We start from the raw sequence: 23,992 nt of genomic DNA, 5'->3' as shown, positions 1-23,992 counted from the left end.
TCAAATGAAAAACGGTTGTGTATGTATATCCAAGAGGTAGATTTTAGTTAAAAATTGTAATTTACTTAAAAAGGGCATAGTAGAATGACTATGCCCTTTTGGGAGATCCTTACCCCCATAGACCGAATAGACCTGTTGCACCGGCAATTTCAAAATCAGGGATAGGACCGTCCACTAGACAAGCGGCTCCGATCGAGCATGTTGCACAACCTTTGTTTTCTACAATAACAGCTTTTTTCATAATTGAATCCTCCCTTTTTTTGTTTTTCTAGCAGATCTATGTTGTACTTTTATCTTAAAACTATCAAATTATTAATTCAATACATATAATTTGAAAAAAATGTGAAAAGGAAATGATAGATTTCGGAAAAATGTAACATTTCCTAAAGGTAATTAGTGATATGATTTTCTCTTCTATATAAGGAAATGCTTTTTATGAGGTTTATCTTCAAATCTGATGAGCAATGATGGTAAGATAGAAGCAGTTGAAGTTTACAAACCGAATGATTATACTATTCAAGTCAAAGTGGAATGATGAAAAGGACGTGTCAGAATGAAGCAAGAGACACCGATAACACTCCATGTGAAGTCTGTGATCGAGGATGACGGAAACCAAGAAGTCATCGAATTCCGCACCACCGGATTTTACTATGTAAAACAAAATAAAGTGTATCTATCTTATTATGAAGAACACGACTTAGGCAAAGTCAAAACGATTGTGAAAGTAAGCGAAGGCGAAGTCCTGGTCATGAGGTCAGGCGCTGTCAAAATGAATCAGCGTTTCGTAACGGGAGCTTCCACAATTGCTAAATATAAAATGTCATTTGGTGAGCTTGAGCTGAAAACAAGCACAAAATCGATTCAATCTGATCTCGATGAAGAAAAAGGCCGTATCAGCATCGCATATGACATGCATGTCGGAGACGAGCAGGAGCATTTACATAATATGACGATCACGTATGAGGGAGGAACTCACGCATGAACATTGCGGAACAAATGAAGGACGTGCTGAAAGAAGAAATCAAAGCGGCCGTTCTGAAAGCGGGACTGGCTGAAGAAAGCCAGATTCCCAATGTTGTTTTAGAAACACCGAAAGATAAAACACACGGCGACTACTCAACGAATATGGCGATGCAGCTGGCAAGAGTGGCAAAAAAAGCGCCGCGTCAAATCGCTGAAGAGATTGTCGCTCATTTTGATAAAGGAAAGGCTTCGATTGAAAAACTGGATATCGCCGGCCCGGGTTTTATCAATTTCTATATGAACAATCAATATTTAACAAAGCTGATTCCGTCTGTACTGGAAGCAGGGGAAGCATATGGGGAAACGAACATCGGAAACGGTGAACGAGTTCAGGTAGAATTCGTATCAGCGAATCCGACGGGAGACCTTCACCTCGGGCATGCGCGCGGGGCGGCTGTCGGCGATTCCTTGTGCAACGTGCTTTCAAAAGCGGGTTACGATGTAAGCCGCGAATACTACATTAACGATGCGGGAAACCAAATCAACAATCTGGCGCTTTCTGTTGAAGTCCGTTACTTTGAAGCGCTCGGATTGGAAAAACCGATGCCGGAGGATGGCTACCGCGGCGAGGATATCATTGCGATCGGAAAGCGTCTCGCTGAGGAATACGGTGACCGTTTCGTTAACGAAGAGGAAAGTGAACGCCTCGCGTTTTTCCGTGAATACGGCCTGAAATACGAGCTGGACAAGCTTCGCAAGGACTTGGAAAACTTCCGTGTGCCGTTTGATGTGTGGTATTCCGAAACTTCACTGTACCAAAATGGAAAAATCGACACGGCGCTTGAAGCGCTCCGCGAAAAAGGCCATGTCTATGAAGAAGACGGCGCGACTTGGTTCCGTTCCACGACGTTCGGCGATGATAAAGACCGCGTATTGATCAAGAAGGACGGCACGTACACGTACCTGCTTCCTGATATCGCGTACCATAAGGACAAGCTTGACCGCGGCTTTGATAAGCTGATCAATGTTTGGGGCGCCGATCACCACGGCTACATCCCGCGTATGAAAGCGGCAATCGAAGCACTGGGCTATGAAAAAGGAACGCTTGAAGTAGAAATCATTCAGCTCGTTCACCTTTACAAAAACGGCGAGAAAATGAAAATGAGCAAACGGACCGGTAAAGCCGTAACGATGCGTGACCTGATTGAAGAAGTCGGCTTGGATGCCGTTCGTTACTTCTTTGCAATGCGAAGTGCGGACACCCATATGGATTTTGACTTAGATCTTGCTGTATCAACATCTAACGAAAACCCTGTGTATTATGCACAATACGCGCATGCCCGTATTTGCAGCATGCTTCGCCAAGGGGAAGAGCAGGGACTTAAACCGGCGGCAGATCTTGATTTCAGCCATATTCAATCAGAAAAAGAATACGATCTGCTGAAAACGATCGGCGGCTTCCCAGAGGCAGTGGCGGAAGCAGCGGAAAAACGAATTCCGCACCGTGTCACAAACTATATTTATGATCTGGCTTCTGCTCTGCACAGCTTCTACAACGCAGAGAAAGTCATCGACCCTGAAAATGAAGAGAAGAGCCGCGCGCGCCTGGCTTTAATGAAGGCAACGCAAATTACGCTGAACAATGCGCTTCAGCTGATCGGCGTATCGGCTCCGGAAAAAATGTAATCACGATCAAAAGGACAAAGTCTTCGGGCTTTGTCCTTTTTTTATGAGAAAAACGTGTGATGTAATTCACAATCCTGTTTGCCGAGTTTTTGTATGATAAGACTGATTATTGAATCATTGAAAGGGGCAAGCCAAATGATCAACCGTCAACACATTCAATTATCGTTACAGTCATTAAGCTTGGTGGCAGGGTTTATGGTTTGGGTGCTGATTTCATCACTCATTTCCCAAATCACATTAGATATTCATTTAAGCAAGGGCGAGATTTCTTTGGTGACGGCGATTCCCGTTATCCTCGGGTCGCTTCTCCGCATTCCTTTAGGGTATTTAACGAACAGGTTTGGCGCGCGGCTCATGTTTATGGTCAGCTTCATCCTGCTTTTATTTCCTGTATTTTGGATCAGTATCGCGGACTCTCTGTTTGATTTAATCGCAGGCGGCTTTTTCTTAGGGATCGGGGGAGCGGTGTTTTCCATTGGGGTGACCTCCCTCCCGAAATATTATCCGAAAGAAAAGCACGGTGTCGTCAATGGGATTTACGGTGCAGGAAATATCGGGACAGCCGTTACGACATTTGCAGCGCCGGTTATCGCTCAAGCCGTCGGGTGGAAATCAACCGTGCAGATGTATCTGGTTTTGCTGGCTGTCTTTGCCTTACTGCACGTTTTGTTCGGCGACAGGCATGAGAAGAAGGTCAATGTTTCTGTTAAGACTCAAATCAAAGCCGTTTACCGAAATCATGTGCTATGGTTTCTGAGCCTGTTTTATTTTATTACGTTCGGTGCCTTTGTCGCCTTCACTATCTATCTGCCGAACTTTCTGGTGGAGCATTTTGGGCTGAATCCTGCAGATGCCGGCTTGCGGACGGCTGGCTTTATTGCGGTTTCTACGCTGCTCAGGCCTGCGGGCGGATTCCTGGCTGATAAAATGAGCCCGCTCCGCATCTTGATGTTTGTTTTTGCCGGGCTTACATTATCAGGCATTATCCTATCGTTCTCGCCGACAATCGGGCTTTATACGTTTGGATCATTAACCGTGGCCGTCTGCTCAGGCATAGGGAACGGGACTGTTTTTAAACTGGTGCCTTTCTATTTTTCCAAGCAAGCGGGGATTGCCAATGGGATTGTGTCTGCCATGGGCGGATTAGGCGGCTTTTTTCCTCCGCTCATATTGGCGAGTGTATTTCAGGCAACAGGCCAGTACGCGATCGGGTTTATGGCGCTTTCAGAGGTGGCGTTAGCCAGTTTTGTCCTTGTCATATGGATGTATTGGCAGGAAAGAATGAAAACACACACGGAGAGAAACAGCCAGAGCATCAACTAACACTGGGGCATTCACAAGATTGTTAGTTTTTTCTCGATGGGTACAAATCAATTCACGTTACAATAAACACACAACGTGACTTTCTTCGAGGTGAGCTCATGAATTTTCTCTCTGTTCGACCATCTGATAGTGATCTTATTTCCAGCGATCTGCATGAATTGCTGGAATCGATCAGCACGAAAAGAAAAATGGAAAAACACACGTATTTGTTTCGGGAAGGAATGGATGCAGAAGAGCTTTATCTGATTCAATCAGGACTCATTGAAATCGGCAAGCTGACATCTGACGGAAAAGACCTGACGCTTAGAATCTGCCAAAAGCATGATATCGTCGGAGAATTAACACTTTTCACTGAAGAACCAAGGTATATGCTCAGTGCAAAAGTGCTAGAGGATGGCGAGGTGCTCGTCATTAATAAAAATAAGCTGGAAAAAGAATTAATCCAAAACGGCGCTTTGACATTTGAGTTCATGAAATGGATGAGCACGCACCTCCGGAAGATTCAGTCCAAAATCAGGGATCTGCTTCTTCATGGCAAAAAGGGGGCGCTCTATTCCACCCTTATCCGCTTATCAAACAGCTACGGTGTGGAGCGAAGCGACGGCATTCTGATTAACATTGTCCTGACAAATCAGGATTTGGCAAAGTTTTGCGCGGCTGCACGGGAAAGCATCAACCGTATGCTGGGAGATCTCCGCAAAAAAGGGGTTATTTCGATAGACGAATCCGGAAAAATTATTTTGCACAAGCGGGACTATTTACGATGTGAGATTGAGTGTGAAAATTGCCCGCTGGAGATTTGCAATATTGACTGAAAAAAACAAGGACAGCGGTGTCCTTGTTTTTTTTACCTTGTCATAAACAGGCACATGACGGCAAGAAAGAAGCAGGCATTCAAGATTTCAAGAATGCCAATCGTTTTTACGGGCCAATCCCTTCCATGAAAAAACCATGCCCGCAAGCTGCTCGGGATAAAAGCGAGAAACGCCCATCCTGCTCCGAAAAGAGCGGATAAAAAGGGGAGCAGCAGGTGATATCCCCATGACCAGTATGCAAATGTCCTGTTTTTTCTTTCACGAATCACCGATTTTACATAAAAGGAACTCCCGATAAAAAATAAAGCAGACTGCAAGAGAATAAACCAAGCCCAGCCGTCGAGGGTTCCCATCCCCAGCCAGCAGCTCGCAAACCCGCCCGAACAAAAGAACAAGACACCTGCAACATCATTCAATAGGGCTCGTTCGTTTTTTCTGCGGGCAAAATACATATGTATGAGAAACAGCGGCAGTAAAGAAACGCCCACCCAGATGAGAGGCGGTTTATGAAAGACCGAGATCATCAAAAAGCAGCAGGCGGGAAAACCGTAATAACACATCCACTTTTGATATGGTTTGCTTTGTTTCTTTTTTAAGGCAAGCGTAACGGGATAAACCGCTAAGTATAGGAAAAGCCAGCCTAGGAAGAGCGGAATATGCCAAATAACGGGGCCTCCCTTGACCATGCCGAGTAAATATGGGATCAGCAGCATCGCCCACGCGCCGTGCTGCTTCGGAATCAGCGCCTTCATCGAAATCCTCCTTTTTTCTTTCATTATAAATGCAGTCACCCTCCTGATAAGTGACATTCATCATACAGGCTGTGAAATACATCACTGCTGTACAGGCTCAGTCGAGCTACACTAAAGCTATCCTTAGCACAGGAGGTTTTCCTATGAATCAGTGTGACTATTTATTATTTCTGAAACAACTTCCTATGTTTAATGAAGTGCCTCTATCCATTGTCGAAACTTTGCTGAAAAACGGCACGTTTATCCGCGGCTCATGTGATCAGTCTCCATCTTTTCTTCATTCTCAATCTGTTTATATTGTATTAAAAGGCAGTGTCCGTTTCATGGACAGCAGGCTCCCTGAAGGGTCGAAAACCGTTGCGCTGTGGGAAAAAGGCGATGTGTTTCCGATTGATGAAAAAGGCGGGCTTTATTTATCGCCCTTTATCTCAGTCAATGCCACTTCAGACATTCTGATTCTCAACATCCCATATTACATATTTAAGAAAATGATGTCTTATCATCCGCAGCTGCAAATGAACTTTTTGGCTATGCTTCAGCAAAATGTTTTTTGTTCCTATCAATTATTTTTGCGGTATCTGCATACATCACAGGATGAAAACGCTGAGCCCGGTTCTTAAATAGAGCCGGTTTTTTTGATCTTTGAATGGAAGGCAGCTAATGACCCAAGCGTCCTGCCTGAACGCAGCCTTCCTTCTCCTTTGTGTGAACATTTTGTGAAAAAAGCAGAGTGTGTGACATAGTTCACAAGGAAACACGCTGTCTCTGTTTATAGTGAACTTAGCATCACCTGACTCGGAAGGAGTGAACTCTCATGAAGAAAAAGAAAATGAGTCCGTTGTTTAGGAGATTGAATTATTTCTCTCCTATCGAACACCATTCAAATAAACATAGCCAAACCACCCGCGAAGATCGCGATTGGGAGAATGTATACAGAAACAGATGGCAGTACGACAAAGTCGTTCGCTCCACCCACGGCGTTAACTGTACAGGGTCTTGCAGCTGGAATATTTATGTCAAAAACGGAATTGTCACGTGGGAAGGGCAAAATTTGAATTATCCATCAACAGGCCCGGATATGCCTGATTTTGAACCGAGAGGCTGCCCGCGGGGGGCCAGTTTTTCATGGTATATCTACAGCCCGCTCCGTGTGAAATATCCATACGTGCGCGGTGTACTGATCAATTTATGGCGGGAGGCACTGCAAGAACATCAAAATCCATTGGAAGCCTGGAAATCGATCGTCGAAAACCCTGAAAAAGCGAAGTCCTATAAACAGGCGAGAGGGAAAGGCGGGTTTGTGCGCGCTGAATGGCCGGAGGTGCTGAAGCTGATTTCAGCCTCTCTGCTGTATACAGTGATGAAATACGGGCCTGACCGAAACGTCGGTTTTTCTCCGATTCCGGCCATGTCCATGATCAGCCATGCATCAGGCTCCCGGTTTATGTCGTTAATCGGAGGCCCTATGCTCAGTTTTTATGACTGGTATGCGGATCTTCCTCCGGCATCTCCGCAAATTTGGGGTGACCAGACGGACGTTCCGGAAAGCAGTGATTGGTACAATTCCGGCTATATTATCACATGGGGCTCCAACGTTCCGTTAACGAGAACGCCTGACGCGCATTTTTTGGCGGAGGCCCGCTATAAAGGCGCTAAGGTCATTTCGATCAGTCCGGATTTTGCGGAATCCTCAAAGTTCGCGGATGACTGGCTGAGTATTCGCCAAGGGACTGACGGGGCACTTGCGATGGCGATGGGTCACGTCATTTTGCAGGAATTTTACGTGAACCAAGAAACTGAACGTTTTATTGAGTACGCGAAGCAATACACTGATTTTCCATTTCTCGTCACCCTGTCAAAAGAAAACGGCGTATACACAGCGGGACGGTTTCTGCATGCGAAGGACATCGGGCGGCAGACAAAGCATGATCAGTGGAAGCCTGCGGTTTGGGATGAACAGACAAGTTCATTTGCCATACCCCAAGGGACAATGGGCTCGCGCTGGGACGGGCAGCAGAAATGGAACCTGCACATGATTGATGAAGAAACCGGGGAACCGATTGAACCCCGTCTCTCTGTGCTGGGAATAGAGGACGAAATTGGCACGGTGCGCATCCCGTATTTTTCAAATGACGGAAACAAAGTGCTCGAGCGGGATCTTCCTATTAAAAAAATGAACCTGAACGGTGAAGAAACGTACATCACGACCGTGTTTGACTTGATACTGGCTAACTACGGCGTGAACCGGGGTATCGGTAAACGATCGGCTGTCTCCTATGATGATCCTGAGCCGTTTACGCCTGCCTGGCAGGAACAAATGACAGGAATCAAAAAAGAAGCTGTCGTTAAGATTGCCAGAGAGTTTGCCCAAAATGCGATCGATACAGACGGCCGGTCCATGATTATCGTAGGGGCCGGCATTAACCACTGGTTCAACTCCGACACGATCTACCGAGCGGTGTTAAATCTTGTTTTACTTGTAGGCGCCCAAGGCGTAAACGGCGGAGGCTGGGCCCATTACGTGGGGCAGGAAAAGCTCCGACCTGCTGAAGGGTGGCAGACGATTGCAACTGCAAAGGACTGGGAAGGCGTGCCCAAGCTGCAAAACGGCACCTCATTTTTCTACTTTGCGACAGATCAGTGGCGTTATGAGGACCAGCCGATCAGTGATTTGGCATCGCCGATTGCTGCGTCATCCCGCTACAAGCACCACGCTGATTACAATGTGCTGGCCGCGCGGCTGGGATGGCTTCCGTCTTACCCGACTTTCAATCAAAATGGCATCGATCTGTATAAAGAAGCTGAAAAAGCAGGGGCCGTAACACCCGAAGACGTAGGTGCGTACGTGGCCTCACAGCTCCAAGAGAAAAAACTGAAATTCGCGATTGAAGATCCTGATAATGAAGTGAATTTCCCAAGAAATCTTTTCGTATGGCGCGCAAATCTGATCTCAAGCTCAGGAAAAGGGCATGAATATTTTCTCAAGCATTTGCTGGGGACGACGAACGGTTTAATGAATGACGATAGCGACAGCATCCGCCCTGAAGAAATCAAATGGCGGGAGCAGGCGCCGGAAGGAAAGCTCGACTTGTTAATCAATCTTGACTTCCGAATGGCCGGTACGGCGCTGTATTCCGATATCGTGCTGCCGGCGGCGACATGGTATGAAAAACACGATCTCAGCAGCACAGATATGCATCCGTTCATTCATCCATTTGCTCCTGCGATCTCGGCTCCGTGGGAATCGAAGTCAGACTGGGATATTTTCAAGGCGCTGTCAAAAGCCGTTTCCGATCTGGCAGAAGAAGTCGATATGGAGCCGGTGAAAGAAGTGGTTGCGACGCCGCTCCTCCACGACACCATGCAGGAATTGGCCCAGCCATTCGGCAAAATCAATGACTGGAGCAAGGGCGAATGTGAAGCCATTCCGGGAAAAACGATGCCGAACATCCAAGTCGTTGAACGGGATTACAAACACATTTTTCATAAAATGACTGCACTTGGTCCGAACGTTGCTTTAAAGCCGAGCGGAACAAAAGGGATGAGCTGGTCAATAGCCGATGAATATGAATCACTCAAACAGAGATTGGGAGAAATCACCTCGGACAGTGTCGCAAAGGGATGTCCGAATATAAGTGAAGCAAAGCAGGCTGCAGAAGCGATTTTAACCCTATCATCCACTTCGAATGGGAAAATCGCCGTCAAAGCATGGGAATCACTTGAAAACATCACGAACCTGAAGCTGAAAGACCTGGCGGAAGAACGCGAGGAAGAATGCTTTACGTTCGAACAAATTACAGCCCAGCCGAAAACGGTGATCACGTCTCCAGCGTTTTCCGGCTCTGAAAAAGGAGGGCGCAGGTATTCGCCGTTTACGACGAATGTTGAAAAATTAATTCCGTGGCGGACGCTGACAGGCAGACAATCCTATTATGTCGATCATGAACTGATGATGGAATTCGGTGAAACGATGGCGACATTCAAACCGATCCTCCAGCATCGCCCGTTTCTGAGCAAGCGGCCTGATCAAGAGGGAAAAGAAATCGTCCTTAATTATTTGACGCCGCATAATAAATGGTCTGTCCACAGCATGTATTTTGATTCCCTGCCGATGCTGACGCTGTTCCGCGGCGGACCGACCGTATGGATGAATAAAGATGATGCAGAGGATACGGATATCAAAGACAACGATTGGATTGAATGCTTCAACCGAAACGGCGTTGTCGTCGCAAGAGCGGTTTTGTCTCATCGGATTCCTAAAGGAATGGCGTTTATGCACCATGCCCAGGACCGCCACATCAACGTGCCAGGCACAAAGCTAACGAATAACCGAGGAGGCACCCATAACAGCCCGACAAGGATTCACGTCAAGCCGACACAGATGATCGGTGGCTACGCCCAGCTCAGCTACGGCTTTAATTATTACGGTCCAACGGGGAATCAGCGCGACCTGAACGTCGTCATCCGCAAGCTGAAGGAGGTCGATTGGCTTGAAGATTAAAGCGCAAATCGGTATGGTCATGAACTTGGATAAATGCATCGGCTGCCACACGTGCAGCGTCACCTGCAAAAACACGTGGACAAACCGTTCCGGTGCGGAATATATGTACTTCAATAATGTAGAAACAAAGCCGGGCATCGGCTACCCGAAGCAATGGGAGGACCAGGACAAATATAAAGGCGGCTGGACATTGAAAAAAGGAAAGCTCGAGCTGAAATCGGGCTCGAAAACCAATCGGCTTGCAGGCCTTTTCTATAATCCGAATCAGCCGTCGATTGATGATTACTATGAGCCCTGGAACTATGATTATGAAACATTAACGAACAGCCCGCAGAAAAAACACCAGCCGGTAGCACGCCCGAAATCGTCCTTAACGGGGGATTTCATGAATATCGAATGGGGACCGAACTGGGAGGATGATCTCGCGGGCGGCCACATAACGGGACTTGAAGATCCCAACGTACAAAAGATGGAAGAATCGATCAAAACAGAATTCGATGAGGTCTTTATGATGTATTTGCCCCGTATTTGCGAGCACTGCATCAACCCGGCGTGCGTTTCCTCCTGTCCATCCGGCGCCATGTATAAACGCGAGGAGGATGGCATTGTGCTTGTGGATCAAAACGCATGCCGTTCATGGAGATATTGCGTCTCATCCTGTCCTTATAAAAAGGTCTATTTTAACTGGCAAACGAACAAAGCGGAAAAATGCACACTCTGCTTTCCGCGTTTGGAGGCGGGACTGCCAACCATCTGCTCTGAGACGTGTGTTGGCAGAATCCGCTACCTCGGCGTCATGCTGTATGACGCGGACAAAGTGGAGGAAGCGGCATCTGTTGAAAATGAAAAGGATCTCTACCATTCCCAATTGGACGTTTTTCTTGATCCAAATGATCCTGAGGTTGCCAAACTGGCAAAAGAACAAGGCATTCCGGCTGAATGGATAGAGGCTGCGCAGCAATCGCCGATCTATAAAATGATCATTGACTGGAAGATTGCGCTGCCGCTTCATCCTGAGTACCGCACGCTGCCAATGGTGTGGTACATTCCGCCGCTCAGTCCGATTATGAATCTCTTTGAAGGAAAAGGCAGCCGGCAATCCGCGGAAGATATTTTTCCGGCTATCGACCAAATGAGAATACCGATAGACTATTTGGCGCAGCTGTTAACGGCCGGTGATACGGATCATATTCGGTCAACGTTAAAGAAAATGTCTGTCATGCGCCAGTATATGAGAGCGATCCAGACGAATAAATCAATCGACCCGGAACTGATCTCCAGTGTCGGCTTAACAGAACAGCAAATTGAAGATATGTATCGGCTGCTGGCGATTGCCAAATATGATGACCGCTTTGTGATCCCGAGCAGTCATCGAGAAGAAGTTTCAGATTTATATGCTGAACAAGGGAGCTGCGGCTTATCATTTTCAGGCGGCCCCGGCTCCTGTTTCTAACTTTTGATAAATGAGGTGTAACAAGATGAACACCACAGACCGGCAAATTACGTTCTCCGCTCTTTCCTCTCTTCTCTCTTATCCGGATGAAGAGTGGAGAGCTGAGATTCCTGATTGGAAGGCTCTTATCCATGAAATCAGCAACCTGCAAATCCGGGAGAAGCTGCTGCACTTTTTCGAGACGTCAGTCAGCTTTTCACCGGAAGCGCTGATTGAACACTATGTCTATACGTTCGACTTTGGGAAAAAAACAAATATGTATGTCACCTACTTTAACTCGGGCGAGCAAAGGGAACGCGGCATTGAATTGCTGCATTTAAAAAACACATACGAGCAATCCGGTTTCCTGCCGACAGAGAAAGAGCTGCCTGATTATCTGCCGCTGATGCTGGAATTTGCTGCGGCTGCAGAAATTGAAGCAGCGAGAAGCGTGTTTGAGAAATATCTGTCCAATGTGAAGGAGCTGGCATCCCGTCTCGAAAAAAATGACAGTATATACGCTGAACTGCTGCACGTGCTGCTGGCCGCGCTTGAAAACATCGGCGTACGTGAAAGCGTTGAAGGGGCTGTTCAGGCATGAGCGGGCAGATCCTCTGGGGTATTATGCCATACATTGTATTGACAATCTTTATCGGCGGCCATATTTACCGCTACCAGCATGACCAATTTGGCTGGACGGCGAAATCAAGCGAGCTGTTAGAAAAGAAAAAACTTGCGGCGGGCAGCACACTTTTTCACTGGGGACTGCTGTGCGTTGTCGGCGGGCATGTCATGGGGATTCTGATCCCGGAAGGCGTGTATGCTTCCCTTGGCATTTCAGAGCATATGTATCACAAAATGGCGATTGGCGCTGGCTTGCCGGCGGGCATTGCGGCATGTACCGGACTTGTCATCCTGACGTACAGAAGGCTGTTTGACAAAAGAATCCGCAAAACGAGCTCGCCATCCGATATCCTTACGCTCCTCCTGCTGCTGTTCATGATGCTATCAGGCGTTGCGGCCACGTTTCTCAACATTGATTCGAAAGGCTTCGATTACCGGACAACAGTCGGACCGTGGTTCAGGGAAATCGCTTTGTTCCGGCCTGACCCCTCTTTGATGGAGAGTGTCCCGCTATGGTTTAAGTTTCATATTGTGATAGGATACGTCGTTTTTATCCTGTGGCCGTTTACGAGATTGGTTCACGTGTTCAGCCTGCCGCTCAAGTATCTGACCCGCAGCTATGTTGTATATCGGAAACGCTCGTGAAAATCCCCCTTGCAAGAGGGGGATTTTTTTATCTTGATGAAAACATAAGATATTTACTGCCAAGGTAATGGCTGGGCGGCCGGGAATCCTGTTGTGTTTATATTTGGAAATAACATCAAGAATAAAACGGATTTTACTCATTTTAAACCGGAGGAACAGCAGATTATAACTCAGTCTGACTAACTCCTTATATCTTTCTGATCAATATCTCGTTTTATATATTTTCGCCCATCAGAATGGGTATCAAATTCACTCTATCCACCGTATTTGCAGTCACAGCACCGCCTCTTTTTCGGCGCTTGCCGGAGTGCTCAGCGGGTTCGGCCTGCCGCTCATGTTGTAGCATCAGGCTTCACTCGGCGTTGCCAATAGTCTTGCTTTATTTCTGCAGAAACGATGCGGATGAATTTCTTGACAGTTAGTTTTTTCTAAACCTCTCCTCCTTCGGCGGAGAGGTTATTTACTTACAAGGTTTATCGATTAGAAAAAAGAGGTAATACAGAGGTAATTGAATCAGATTGGAGAGAATCAGGATGCTGAAAAGGAGACTGGAATTTTTCTTTTTATATATGATGCTCATCGGGGCATATGTCATTTGGTTTTTTCCGGTTTCCAGGCTTGAGTTTTACGGAGGATTGCTTTGCTATATAAGCATTATTTTGTTCAGTATCTATTCATTAATTCTTGAAAACCGCACCTCGCAGCACACGCTGCTATGGATCCATATTCTTGTCTTTTTTCCAATCGCCGGCTACGTGTTTTATCTGTTTTCGGGACAGCTTTATGTAAAGGGAAAGCTGTTTAAGACAAAACGAATGTACAACAGGGAAAAGCTCAGGAAGCTGTTTGACAAGGAGGAAACGCCCGAAGTGACAGGGCTGAAGGACAATCAAGAGAGGTTCTTTACATATTCCATCAGGGCTGCCCATATGAATATCAATACGAAAAGCAACATCAAAGTGCTGAAAAACGGCGAAGAAACCTTCCCGGACATTTTCAAAGCAATGAGAAAAGCGGAATCTTACATACATATTGAATACTACATGTTTAAATCAGACATGCTCGGACGCGGCATGATGGACATTATGATGGAGAAAGCGCGCCAGGGTGTCGAGGTGAGGTTTTTATACGATGCGGCAGGAAGCATGAAGCTGGCAAGAAGAGATATTATGAGAATGAAACAAGCGGGGGTGGACATCGTCCCGTTTTCTCCGCTGAAATACGGGTTTTTCAACCAGAAGCTGAATTTCAGAAATCACCGGAAAATCGTGATCATCGATGGGAAAACCGGTTTTGTGGGCGGATTAAATGTTGGGAAGGAATATATCAGCAGAGATCCGCACATCGGATTTTGGAGAGATACACACCTGCGGCTTGAGGGGGAAATTGTGCAAACGCTCCACGCTATCTTTATGCTGGATTGGGAATACGTCTCCAATGAAGTGCTAATTGATCAAGAGGAGTACAATACCCCGGTTCCCGTGGAAGGAGGAGGCATTTATCAAATTGTCGCGACAGGCCCTGACATGAAGGAAAGCATGAGCGACCTTTATTATGAAATGATTTCTTCAGCGCAGAAATCAATATGGATCGCCACGCCCTATTTTGTCCCCAATGAATCCATTCGCACGGCGCTAAAAGCAGCGGCGACAAAGGGGGTAGAGGTAAGGGTTATGGTGCCGGAGAAGAACGACAGCTTTTTGACCCAATACGCGTCGAGGTCCTATTTCCCGGAGCTGCTTCTTGAGGGCATTGAAGTGTACTCCTACCAAAAAGGCTTCATGCATCAAAAAGTCATGATCATTGATGGTGATCTCGCCTCCGTCGGCACCGCGAATATGGACATGCGCAGCTTTCAGCTCAACTTTGAAGTGAATGTGTTCTTCACGGATGCCGAAGCGATCCGAACCCTTGAGGCCCATTTTGAAGAGGATATGCAGGAAAGTGAAAAGCTCAGCCCTGTCGGCTTTTATAAAAGAGGCGTGGCTGACCGGACAAAAGAGTCATTTGCCCGCCTGTTTTCAGGTGTTCTGTAAGAAAAAAGAAATCTGATCTTTCAAAACAGCCCGTGTATAGTATAATTGAGAAATATTATCAGTTATTTATACATTGGGGGAAGATAGGGTGCTGCGGCAATTTTTTTCATATTATAAACCATATAAAACGTTGTTCTTTCTCGACTTTTTCTCAGCGATCGCGGGAGGTTTAATGGAGCTGAGTTTTCCTTTGATCGTCAATTATTTTATTGATACCTTGCTGCCGGGCAGGGACTGGGGGCTGATCATCGCGACCTCAATCGGGTTATTTGCGGTGTACGCGCTCAGCTCGGCTCTTCAGTATATCGTGACCTACTGGGGACACATGCTTGGTATCAATATTGAGACTGATATGAGAAAGTCGCTTTTTGACCATTTGCAAAAGCTCTCGTTCAAATTTTACGACAACAACAAGACGGGAACGCTGATGTCGAAGCTCACGAACGATTTAATGTATATCGGTGAAGTCGCCCATCACGGTCCGGAAGACTTATTCATTGCGGTCATGACCATTCTAGGGGCGTTCGGAGTGATGCTGTTTATTAACTGGCAGCTTGCTTTATTAACGTTTATCATTATGCCGATCGTCATTTGGCTAGCGCTTTATTTCAACAAAAAAATGACCAAAGCATTCACCACGCTGAACAAGGATATCGGAGACTTCAGCGCGCGTGTAGAAAATAACATCGGCGGCATCCGGCTTGTGCAGGCGTTCGGAAATGAAGCGTTTGAAAAAGAACGTTTCGCCGTCAATAACCAGCGTTTTCGTGCCACAAAGCTTTCTTCCTACAAAATCATGGCGAAAAACGGTTCAATCAGCTATATGCTGACCCGGTTTGTCACGCTGTTTGTCCTTTTGTGCGGGACGTGGTTTGTCATTCGCGGCTCCTTATCGTACGGGGAATTCGTGGCGTTTGTGCTCCTGACAAATGTGCTGTTCAGGCCTATTGACAAAATTAATGCCATTATCGAAATGTATCCGAGGGGGATCGCGGGTTTCAAAAGCTATATGGAGCTCATGGAGACAGAGCCGGACATTCAGGATTCACCTGATGCGAGAGATGTTTCCGGCCTGAAGGGCAATATCCGCTATAAACATGTTTCGTTTGGCTATGATGGCCATCACAATGTCCTCAATGACATCAACCTATCCATTCAAGCCGGGGAAACGGTGGCGTTCGTCGGTCCGTCAGGTGCGGGGAAATCAACGCTTTGCAGTCTGCTTCCGCGTTTTTATGAAGCATCGGAGGGCGACATTACGATTGACGGCATCAGTATAAAAGACATGACGCTTTCTTCGTTGCGCGGGCAGATTGGCGTCGTGCAGCAGGACGTTTTCTTATTCTCGGGCACGCTTAGAGAAAATATCGCCTACGGCCGATTAGGCGCATCAGAAGAAGACATTTGGCAAGCTGTGAAGCAGGCGCATCTGGAAGAGCTCGTCCATAACATGCCCGATGGGTTGGATACTATGATTGGCGAACGCGGCGTGAAGCTTTCCGGCGGGCAAAAACAGCGTCTGTCAATTGCAAGGATGTTCTTGAAAAATCCGTCGATCTTGATTCTCGACGAAGCCACCTCAGCCCTTGATACAGAAACGGAAGCGGCGATCCAAAAGGCGCTTCAAGAGTTGTCTGAGGGGCGTACGACGCTTGTCATCGCCCACAGGCTGGCGACGATCAAAGACGCGGACAGAATTGTAGTCGTCACAAACAACGGTATTGAAGAACAAGGCCGTCATCAAGACCTGATCGAAGCCGGAGGCCTATACAGCAGGCTGCATCAAGCGCAATTCGGGCAAATGGTGCATTGATAGGAGGAGAACATGGAAAGAAAAACTGTGCTGTACATTGCTGTTTCATTGGACGGGATGATCGCAAAAGAAGATGGAAGCATCGATTGGCTGGATGAATTTGAAGGTGAAGGTGACAACGGCTACAGTGATTTTTATCAGACTGTTGATACAGTCATTCTAGGGCGGAGCACATATGAGCACGTTAAAGTGCTAACACCGGTTTTCCCGTATCAGGATAAAACCTGCTATGTTTTTACAGGATCGCCCGACAGTTATCAAGATGAACATGTGACGTTTATCAATGAGGGAGCCAGGGCCTTCACTGCCCGTTTGAAACAGGAAAAAGGCTCAAACATCTGGATAGCTGGCGGGGCAGAGCTTGTGAATGACTTTATGAAAGAAGATGCCATCGACGAATTCATCATCACTGTTATTCCCGTCGTTTTAGGAAGCGGCATCCCGCTGTTTCACGAACTAACAAATGAAACAAAACTGCGGTTAAAAGGGACAAAACAATTTGGACAAGCGGTTCAGCTCCATTATGTAAGAGCATAAGAAAAAGGATAGACAGATGTCTATCCTTTTTTGTATGTAAGTTAGAGCGCTTCTCTCTCAGCAGGCTCGATGAAATTTTGGAATTTTTCAATGAGCTGTGATGCTTTTGTTCCTTCAACTACGATCAAATATTCCTTTTCATTATGAGCCATGCGGAACGTTTCAAGCTCAATTAAGCTTTTGATTTTGCACATCGTTTTCTTTGAATAAATATAAACCTCGTGGCTTCCGGAATGGCACATTTTATAAAGATGAATCAAATTTCTTAAAGTAAAGGCCTGTGCGGCTACTTTCAGAGACTTGATATTTTTCATGATCTTTCTCCTCCATCGATTGTTGTCTTATATAGCCTAAGTTCCCAAAGTTGACAAGTCGTAAACCTATTTTTGCACATTTATGATTTCCATTGCAGCGCACCGCCTCCGATGCGTTTGACACCGCGGATGGAGCTTAATTCATCCATCAAGCGGAGAAGCGCCTTGTCTTTCTGCTTTGCTTCAATCATGAAATCAATATTCGTTCCCCATTGCCTAAAGCGTTCCAACAGCGGCAGCAAAAAGTTGGCGTCAACATAATCGGCATGGCTGCGTATCGCTTGCTCCGATTTTGGGGAAGACAAGTGAACCTTTGGCTGAAGGCCGATCCGCTCCCACGTTTTGATCATGCGGGGCAGTGCTTCATTCAGGTCGGCGTGATCGTCTGGATTGGCGTAAAAATGATGAAAGTCAAAGACAAACGGAACATCCTCCTGCTCACAGACCTGAAGCGTTTCTTCCGTTGTATATGTTTTATCATCATTTTCAAGTGTCATCCGCTCTTTGATCTCCTGCGGCAGCTGTTTTATATTTTGATGAAATTGTGCAATGGTGGTGTCTTTATTTCCGTAAGCGCCGCCAATATGAATGTTGATAACGGAGCGATCAGCAATGCCCATGGCCTCAAGCATGCGGTAGTGATACGCCATATCGGTTACCGCATTTTTGGTGAGGGATTCCTTCGGGCTCGTAAACAGAGTGAATTGATTAGGATGAAAGCTTGTTCGCAGTTGATGGGTTTTAACAAGCTCTCCAATCTCCCGAAACTCTTTTTGAAACGGTGTTACAAAATCCCACATCACGTCGGGATGCGTAGCCAGCGGCACAATCGAACTGGAAAAACGATACAAAGGAATGCCGTGGCCGATGATATAGTGAAGGGTTCTCATCGTATTGCGCAAATTGGCTTTTGTCACAGTCAGAAGCGCTTCTTTTCTTTCAGTCTTTGAAAGCTTTGAATAACGCGCGAATGTCAATGTTTTAGCGGGAGACGCATCCCAAAGGCTCATCGCATTTGAAACGAACCCGAATCTGAAAATCATAGGAACTCTCCTTTATAAGAAATAAGATAATGCCCTGCCGAGCCATTCCGCCGGGCGCTGCCTGAATGTGCGCTTGCTGAAATCCTCCATCGTCAGCCGCTCCGACTTTTTCATATCCTCCTCAATCGTGGCATAGACTTCACTTGTAAACGCTTCGTCATCAATTTCGACATTCACCTCTTCATTTAAAAACATGCTTCGTTTATCGAAGTTGGCTGTTCCGATAATGCTGAGATGGTCGTCTATGATGAGGGCTTTTACATGATAAAACCCTTGATAATAACGATAAATAAGACAGCCGGCATCCAAGAGCTCCGAATAATACGTAAAAGCCGCTTCTCGTACCAGCGGATGGTCTGATTTCATCGGTACAATGATTCTCACGGATACGCCGTTTTTTCTTGCGTTAATGAGGGCCTCTTGAAGCGGCTTTGATGGAATGTAATAAGGCGTGCAAACCGTAAGGCGATTCTTCGCTTGGGCAATATTGGCCAAGTATTTGTTTTCAAGGGAATAACCGTCGGTCGCATATATCTTGTGAGAAATAGTCCCTTGCTGAAGCTTTGGCCAAACATCCGAACCCAGTTGGATTCCGGTATTTCGTTTTAGATCAGAAGCAAAAAGCGTTTGAAGATCATGTACGCCTTCTCCCATCATGCGCAGATGATAATCCTCCCAATTGCCGAACTTCGCCTTCTTTCCAAGATATTCTTCGGCGATGTTAAACCCGCCGATATAACCAATTTTTCCGTCTATCACTGTAATCTTCCGGTGATTCCGTTTTTGCATATGAAAAAAGAAAAAAGGAAAACGGGGACGATTCATCACATGGACATGGACGCCGGCATTTTTCATCGTCTGCAGCGCCGTTTTTTTAATTGCCCGGCAGCCAGCCCAATCCAGAAGCAAATAAACGGAGACGCCAGCTTGGGCTTTTGTTTTCAGCAAGGTATACATATTGTGGCTGACCTCATCATTTTTCATAATAAAAAACATCATGTGAACAGAAGAGGCGGCCTGGCGAATATCATTCATCATCCGCTCAACGAGATCAGCGCCGCAGTGGATCAATTCGATGTCACTCTTCTTTTTTGAAAAAACAGGCTCGTACGCCTTTTTTCTGTATCCGGCACGGCCCATGAAGATATCAAGCAGAATCAAGGCAAAGAAAATAACGACAATGATCATAATCACGATAAATACCTTCATACCGGCACTCCTTTCCGTAGTAAAGGTAGTGTGCCCGAACAGCAGGAATTTAATTATTGACTGAACACTCATTCATTATTTATCATAAAGATAATCTTATACAGATTCGGGGGTAGGGGATCGCGGTCTTTATCAGTAAAAAGGGGGAATTGGAATGAGCGGCTTTCTCATCGCAAATGCATTATTATTTCTGATTGTAACCGCTTACGCTGTCTATTTGTTTGTGTACTTGGTCAAAACGAGACTGGCCTATATCAAGCTCGGCCAGAAAGAACAATTTGATCAACGGTTCAAGGAACGGCTTCACGCCATATGGGTGAATGTATTCGGACAGAAAAAACTGCTCAAGGACAAGAAAAGCGGAATCATTCACGTCATGTTTTTCTACGGATTTATATTGGTTCAGTTTGGAGCTATTGACTTTATCATCAAAGGACTGGCTCCCGATCGGAATCTGCCGCTTGGCCCTGTCTATCCCGCCTTCACCTTTTTGCAGGAAATTGTTACGTTTCTCATTTTAATTGCTGTTGGGTGGGCATTCTACAGACGTTATATCGAAAAGCTCGTGAGGCTGAAACGCGGTTTCAAAGCCGGACTCGTTCTCATTTTTATCGGAGGATTAATGCTGACCGTTCTGCTTGGGAACGGGATGAATCTGATTTGGCATGAGCATGGGCTTTCTTGGAGCGAGCCAATTGCCTCAGGTATTGCGTTTATGCTTAGCGGTGTCGGGAAAACAGGCGCGGCGGTGATTTTCTATATCGCATGGTGGATCCATCTCCTGTTCCTGCTTAGCTTTTTAGTGTACGTGCCTCAGTCAAAGCATGCCCATTTAATCGCCGGCCCGGCAAATGTCTTTTTCAATCGAATGGAATCTGCCGGAAAACTTGAAAAAATTGATTTTACCGACGAAACGAAAGAAAGCTACGGAGCGGGAAAAATTGAGGATTTCAGACAGTCTCAGCTGCTTGATCTATACGCGTGTGTCGAGTGCGGCCGCTGTACCAATATGTGTCCTGCAACAGGCACCGGAAAAATGCTTTCTCCGATGGACTTGATTTTGCGTCTCAGAGACCATCTCACGGAAAAAGGCGCTGCCGTCACCTCGCGCTCCCCATGGGTGCCCGCAGCAGCGTTTCGGCATACGAGAGGCAATCAGCTGGCTGCGGCGTCAGCGGGCAGCGGATCGCAGGAAGCCGCAGCGGCGCTTGATTACAATCCAAGCTTGATCGGCGACGTCATCACAGAGGAAGAAATTTGGGCATGCACCACTTGCCGAAACTGTGAGGATCAATGCCCGGTCATGAATGAGCACGTGGATAAAATCATCGACCTCCGCCGCTACCTCGTACTGACAGAAGGAAAAATGGACAGTGACGCCCAGCGCGCAATGACAAGTATTGAGCGGCAGGGGAATCCGTGGGGACTCAACCGCAAGGAACGTGAAAATTGGCGTGACGAGGCGCCGGATGCTGAGATTCCGACTGTAAAAGAAATGAAAAAAGAAGGAAAAGAATTTGAGTACCTTTTCTGGGTAGGCTCCATGGGGTCTTACGACAACAGAAGCCAGAAAATCGCAATTTCCTTTGCCAAGCTGCTCAATCACGCGGGCGTGTCCTTCGCGATCCTCGGCAATAAAGAAAAAAATTCAGGAGACACGCCGCGCCGCCTCGGAAATGAATTTTTGTTCCAAGAGCTGGCTGAGAAGAATATTTCTGAATTTGAAAAAAATGATGTCAAAAAAATCGTTACGATCGATCCCCATGCATACAATTTATTTAAAAACGAATATCCGGATTTCGGATTTGAAGGCGAGGTTTATCATCATACAGAAGTGCTGGCCGAGCTTGTGAAAAACGGAAAATTAAAGCCGCAGCACCCGCTTCAAGAGACGATTACCTTCCATGATTCGTGCTATTTGGGCCGGTACAATGAAGTCTATGATCCGCCGAGAGAGATTTTGAAAGCTATTCCGGGCGTGCAGCTTGTTGAAATGGAGAGAAACCGGGAAACCGGCATGTGCTGCGGAGCTGGCGGGGGATTAATGTGGATGGAGGAAGAAACAGGCAACAGGATTAACGTCGCCAGGACAGAGCAAGCGCTCGCAGTCAACCCATCGGTGATCAGTTCTGGCTGTCCGTATTGTCTCACAATGCTTGGGGACGGCACAAAGGCGAAGGAAGCCGAAGACCAAGTCAAAACGTACGACGTCGTCGAGCTTCTGGCTCAATCCGTTTTAGGCGCTGATCTGAAAATGGGGGAGAAGCAATGAATTTTTCATTATCAGAAGAACATGAGATGATAAGAAAATTGGTGCGCGATTTTGCGAAGCATGAGGTGGCCCCGACAGCAGCAGAACGGGACGAACAAGAACGCTTCGATCGCGAGCTGTTTCGGGAAATGGCAAATCTGGGGCTGACGGGAATTCCGTGGCCTGAAGATTACGGCGGAATCGGAAGTGACTATTTGGCCTACATCATCGCGGTGGAGGAGCTGTCAAAAGTGTGCGCCTCCACCGGTGTGACGCTTTCCGCCCATATCTCTCTTTGCAGCTGGCCGCTGTTTGCCTTTGGGACGGAGGAGCAGAAGACAGAGTACTTAACACAGCTGGCCCTCGGAGAGAAAATCGGCGCATTCGCTTTGACCGAAGCAGGGTCTGGCTCTGACGCCGGCAGCATGAAAACAACTGCTGAACGAATCGGCGATGACTATGTGTTAAATGGTTCCAAAGTGTTTATCACAAACGGCGGCGTTGCTGATATTTACATTGTTTTTGCCGTCACCGATCCCGAGAAAAAGAAAAAAGGCATTACCGCTTTTATAGTAGAAAAGGATTTTGAAGGATTTTTTACAGGCAAGAAAGAAAAGAAGCTGGGCATCCGTTCTTCACCGACAACGGAAATCATGTTCGAAGATTGTGTAGTGCCCGCATCAAAGCGTCTCGGAGAAGAAGGAGAAGGCTTCAAAATCGCGATGAAGACGCTTGACGGAGGCAGAAACGGCATAGCTGCACAAGCTGTAGGCATCGCCCAAGGAGCGCTTGATGCGGCGCTTCAATATGCAAAAGAGCGAAAGCAATTCGGAAAATCGATCGCCGAGCAGCAGGGCATCGCTTTTAAACTCGCGGATATGGCGACAATGATAGAAGCTTCAAGGCTATTGACCTACCAGGCTGCGTGGTTAGAATCATCGGGCCTCCCATATGGAAAAGCTTCCGCCATGTCCAAACTGATGGCTGGGGATACGGCGATGAAGGTGACGACCGAAGCTGTGCAGATTTTCGGCGGCTACGGCTATACAAAAGATTATCCGGTAGAACGCTATATGCGTGATGCAAAAATCACGCAAATCTATGAAGGCACTCAAGAAATTCAAAGACTGGTCATCTCCAGAATGCTCGCGGATTAACGGAAAACATCTCTCAGTCGGATCACTCTTGTAAAATTATTTAAATTAACGCTGTTAAGGGTAGCATATTCTGTTTTATTTTGTTTATAATGAGAGGTATGGTTTGTATAAGAACGATACAAAATCGCTTTCATTATTGATAAAACAGATACATATAAGTAATAGAAAGGGAGTGTCCGACCTTGGGTATCAAACAATATTCACAGGAAGAGCTAAAGGAAATGGCTTTAGTTGAAATCGCTCACGAATTATTTGAAGAACATAAAAAACCAGTTCCTTTTCAGGAGCTTTTAAATGAAATCGCATCTTTGCTCGGCGTGAAAAAAGAAGAGCTTGGAGACCGCATCGCTCAATTTTATACAGATTTAAACATTGACGGCCGCTTCCTGGCGCTTTCTGACCAGACGTGGGGGCTTCGCAGCTGGTATCCGTATGATCAGCTTGATGAAGAAACTCAGCCGACAGTCAAGGCGAAAAAGAAAAAAGCGAAGAAAGCAGTCGAAGAAGATCTTGATCTTGACGAGTTTGAAGAGATCGACGAAGACGACCTTGATTTGGATGAAGTTGAGGAAGAACTCGATCTTGAAGCCGACGATTTTGACGATGAAGATCTTGATGAAGACGACGATGATCTTGAGATCGAAGAAGATATTATTGATGAAGATGATGAAGACTATGATGATGAAGAAGAGGAAATTAAATAGTATCAGATTTCATCTTCAAAACGATCTTGACTTTCATAGTCGAACTATGTAGTATGTATTTTGGGCTCTTCAAAAACGAAGAGAGAACATAGTACGTTATGCTCCCTTTCAAGAAATTGAAAGGGAGCTTTCTTATTTTCACCCCTCATTTTTCTTATAAATCATTTAAAAGGCTAAATGATTTTTT

21 protein-coding genes and 1 pseudogene are annotated in these 23,992 nt (G+C 46.3%); 16 read left to right on the top strand and 6 right to left on the bottom strand.

Features of this window, described 5'->3' with window-relative positions:
- The gene (sboX, locus tag NYE53_RS18870; protein WP_010886632.1) at window positions 1-153 is read right to left on the bottom strand and encodes a bacteriocin-like protein SboX; all 153 of its coding nucleotides are present in this window, start codon (window positions 151-153) and stop codon (window positions 1-3) included.
- Window positions 110-241 (bottom strand): subtilosin A, encoded by a 132-nt coding sequence (gene sboA, locus NYE53_RS18865; protein ID WP_003222002.1) that lies wholly within the window; start codon window positions 239-241, stop codon window positions 110-112. The genes sboX and sboA overlap by 44 nt, the downstream gene beginning before the upstream one ends.
- A gap of 312 nt (window positions 242-553) precedes the next feature.
- Between sboA and NYE53_RS18860 the strand changes: the two genes are divergently transcribed.
- The 4 genes from NYE53_RS18860 to fnr all read left to right on the top strand — a co-directional run bounded on the left by NYE53_RS18860 (window position 554) and on the right by fnr (window position 4,787).
- On the top strand, window positions 554-982 hold the full coding sequence (locus NYE53_RS18860) for a DUF1934 domain-containing protein (protein ID WP_003243604.1): 429 nt from the start codon (window positions 554-556) through the stop codon (window positions 980-982).
- Window positions 979-2,649, top strand: a complete 1,671-nt coding sequence (gene argS, locus NYE53_RS18855) for an arginine--tRNA ligase (protein ID WP_015250994.1) — start codon at window positions 979-981, stop codon at window positions 2,647-2,649. Before NYE53_RS18860 ends, argS begins: the two co-directional genes overlap by 4 nt.
- Before the next feature lie 135 nt (window positions 2,650-2,784).
- Complete coding sequence (narK, locus tag NYE53_RS18850) at window positions 2,785-3,972, top strand: nitrate transporter NarK (RefSeq protein ID WP_339246177.1); 1,188 nt, start codon at window positions 2,785-2,787, stop codon at window positions 3,970-3,972.
- Between the two features lie 98 nt (window positions 3,973-4,070).
- Window positions 4,071-4,787: a fumarate/nitrate reduction transcriptional regulator Fnr gene (fnr, locus tag NYE53_RS18845; protein ID WP_014481215.1), complete on the top strand. Its 717-nt coding sequence runs from the start codon at window positions 4,071-4,073 to the stop codon at window positions 4,785-4,787.
- A gap of 32 nt (window positions 4,788-4,819) precedes the next feature.
- Here fnr and NYE53_RS18840 read toward each other — a convergent pair whose 3' ends face one another.
- Window positions 4,820-5,539 (bottom strand): YwiC-like family protein, encoded by a 720-nt coding sequence (locus tag NYE53_RS18840; RefSeq protein ID WP_339246174.1) that lies wholly within the window; start codon window positions 5,537-5,539, stop codon window positions 4,820-4,822.
- 143 nt (window positions 5,540-5,682) lie between these two features.
- Between NYE53_RS18840 and arfM the strand changes: the two genes are divergently transcribed.
- From arfM to NYE53_RS18795, 9 genes and pseudogenes are all read left to right on the top strand, one after another.
- Window positions 5,683-6,159 carry a Crp/Fnr family transcriptional regulator ArfM gene (gene arfM, locus NYE53_RS18835; RefSeq protein WP_014478284.1) on the top strand — a complete coding sequence of 159 codons (477 nt, stop codon included), beginning with the start codon at window positions 5,683-5,685 and terminating at the stop codon, window positions 6,157-6,159.
- A 194-nt stretch (window positions 6,160-6,353) separates the two neighbouring features.
- Window positions 6,354-10,040 (top strand): nitrate reductase subunit alpha, encoded by a 3,687-nt coding sequence (locus NYE53_RS18830; RefSeq protein ID WP_339246170.1) that lies wholly within the window; start codon window positions 6,354-6,356, stop codon window positions 10,038-10,040.
- Window positions 10,030-11,493, top strand: coding sequence for a nitrate reductase subunit beta (gene narH / locus NYE53_RS18825; RefSeq protein WP_014481212.1), 1,464 nt, complete (start codon window positions 10,030-10,032; stop codon window positions 11,491-11,493). Before NYE53_RS18830 ends, narH begins: the two co-directional genes overlap by 11 nt.
- Before the next feature lie 25 nt (window positions 11,494-11,518).
- Window positions 11,519-12,073 (top strand): nitrate reductase molybdenum cofactor assembly chaperone, encoded by a 555-nt coding sequence (gene narJ / locus NYE53_RS18820; RefSeq protein WP_339246168.1) that lies wholly within the window; start codon window positions 11,519-11,521, stop codon window positions 12,071-12,073.
- Window positions 12,070-12,741, top strand: a complete 672-nt coding sequence (narI, locus tag NYE53_RS18815) for a respiratory nitrate reductase subunit gamma (RefSeq protein WP_024571808.1) — start codon at window positions 12,070-12,072, stop codon at window positions 12,739-12,741. Before narJ ends, narI begins: the two co-directional genes overlap by 4 nt.
- Window positions 12,742-12,887: 146 nt before the next feature.
- Window positions 12,888-13,144: pseudogene (locus tag NYE53_RS18810) on the top strand (YitT family protein); the annotation flags it as partial.
- 130 nt (window positions 13,145-13,274) lie between these two features.
- Window positions 13,275-14,777 (top strand): cardiolipin synthase, encoded by a 1,503-nt coding sequence (gene cls, locus NYE53_RS18805; protein ID WP_072175623.1) that lies wholly within the window; start codon window positions 13,275-13,277, stop codon window positions 14,775-14,777.
- A gap of 88 nt (window positions 14,778-14,865) precedes the next feature.
- The gene (locus NYE53_RS18800; protein ID WP_339246164.1) at window positions 14,866-16,590 is read left to right on the top strand and encodes an ABC transporter ATP-binding protein; all 1,725 of its coding nucleotides are present in this window, start codon (window positions 14,866-14,868) and stop codon (window positions 16,588-16,590) included.
- Window positions 16,591-16,602: 12 nt separating this feature from the next.
- Window positions 16,603-17,127: a dihydrofolate reductase family protein gene (locus tag NYE53_RS18795; protein ID WP_003227595.1), complete on the top strand. Its 525-nt coding sequence runs from the start codon at window positions 16,603-16,605 to the stop codon at window positions 17,125-17,127.
- Window positions 17,128-17,168: 41 nt separating this feature from the next.
- On the opposite strand, the gene NYE53_RS18790 is transcribed toward NYE53_RS18795, so the two are convergent.
- The 3 genes from NYE53_RS18790 to cls (NYE53_RS18780) form a co-directional block, all read right to left on the bottom strand.
- Window positions 17,169-17,441 carry a hypothetical protein gene (locus NYE53_RS18790; protein WP_086344433.1) on the bottom strand — a complete coding sequence of 91 codons (273 nt, stop codon included), beginning with the start codon at window positions 17,439-17,441 and terminating at the stop codon, window positions 17,169-17,171.
- An 80-nt stretch (window positions 17,442-17,521) separates the two neighbouring features.
- Window positions 17,522-18,484: a UV DNA damage repair endonuclease UvsE gene (gene uvsE / locus NYE53_RS18785; RefSeq protein ID WP_339246162.1), complete on the bottom strand. Its 963-nt coding sequence runs from the start codon at window positions 18,482-18,484 to the stop codon at window positions 17,522-17,524.
- A 12-nt stretch (window positions 18,485-18,496) separates the two neighbouring features.
- Window positions 18,497-19,693, bottom strand: a complete 1,197-nt coding sequence (gene cls, locus NYE53_RS18780; RefSeq protein WP_072175622.1) for a cardiolipin synthase — start codon at window positions 19,691-19,693, stop codon at window positions 18,497-18,499.
- Window positions 19,694-19,847: 154 nt separating this feature from the next.
- Here cls (NYE53_RS18780) and NYE53_RS18775 point away from each other — a divergent pair, with 154 nt between their 5' ends.
- The 3 genes from NYE53_RS18775 (at window position 19,848) to rpoE (ending at window position 23,805) form a co-directional block, all read left to right on the top strand.
- Window positions 19,848-21,965, top strand: a complete 2,118-nt coding sequence (locus NYE53_RS18775; RefSeq protein ID WP_339246160.1) for a heterodisulfide reductase-related iron-sulfur binding cluster — start codon at window positions 19,848-19,850, stop codon at window positions 21,963-21,965.
- Window positions 21,962-23,101, top strand: coding sequence for an acyl-CoA dehydrogenase AcdA (gene acdA, locus NYE53_RS18770; RefSeq protein WP_103804133.1), 1,140 nt, complete (start codon window positions 21,962-21,964; stop codon window positions 23,099-23,101). Before NYE53_RS18775 ends, acdA begins: the two co-directional genes overlap by 4 nt.
- Window positions 23,102-23,283: 182 nt before the next feature.
- A complete protein-coding gene (gene rpoE, locus NYE53_RS18765; RefSeq protein ID WP_003227609.1) occupies window positions 23,284-23,805 on the top strand; it encodes a DNA-directed RNA polymerase subunit delta in 522 nt (173 codons plus the stop codon).
- The last annotated feature ends 187 nt before the right edge of the window (window positions 23,806-23,992 follow it).

Origin of the sequence: Bacillus sp. FSL R5-0523, from assembly GCF_037975295.1 — a bacterium.
GTDB lineage: Bacteria > Bacillota > Bacilli > Bacillales > Bacillaceae > Bacillus > Bacillus subtilis.
Note: the sequence above shows the minus strand (reverse complement) of the source record. Positions and strands in the feature narration are given on the sequence as shown.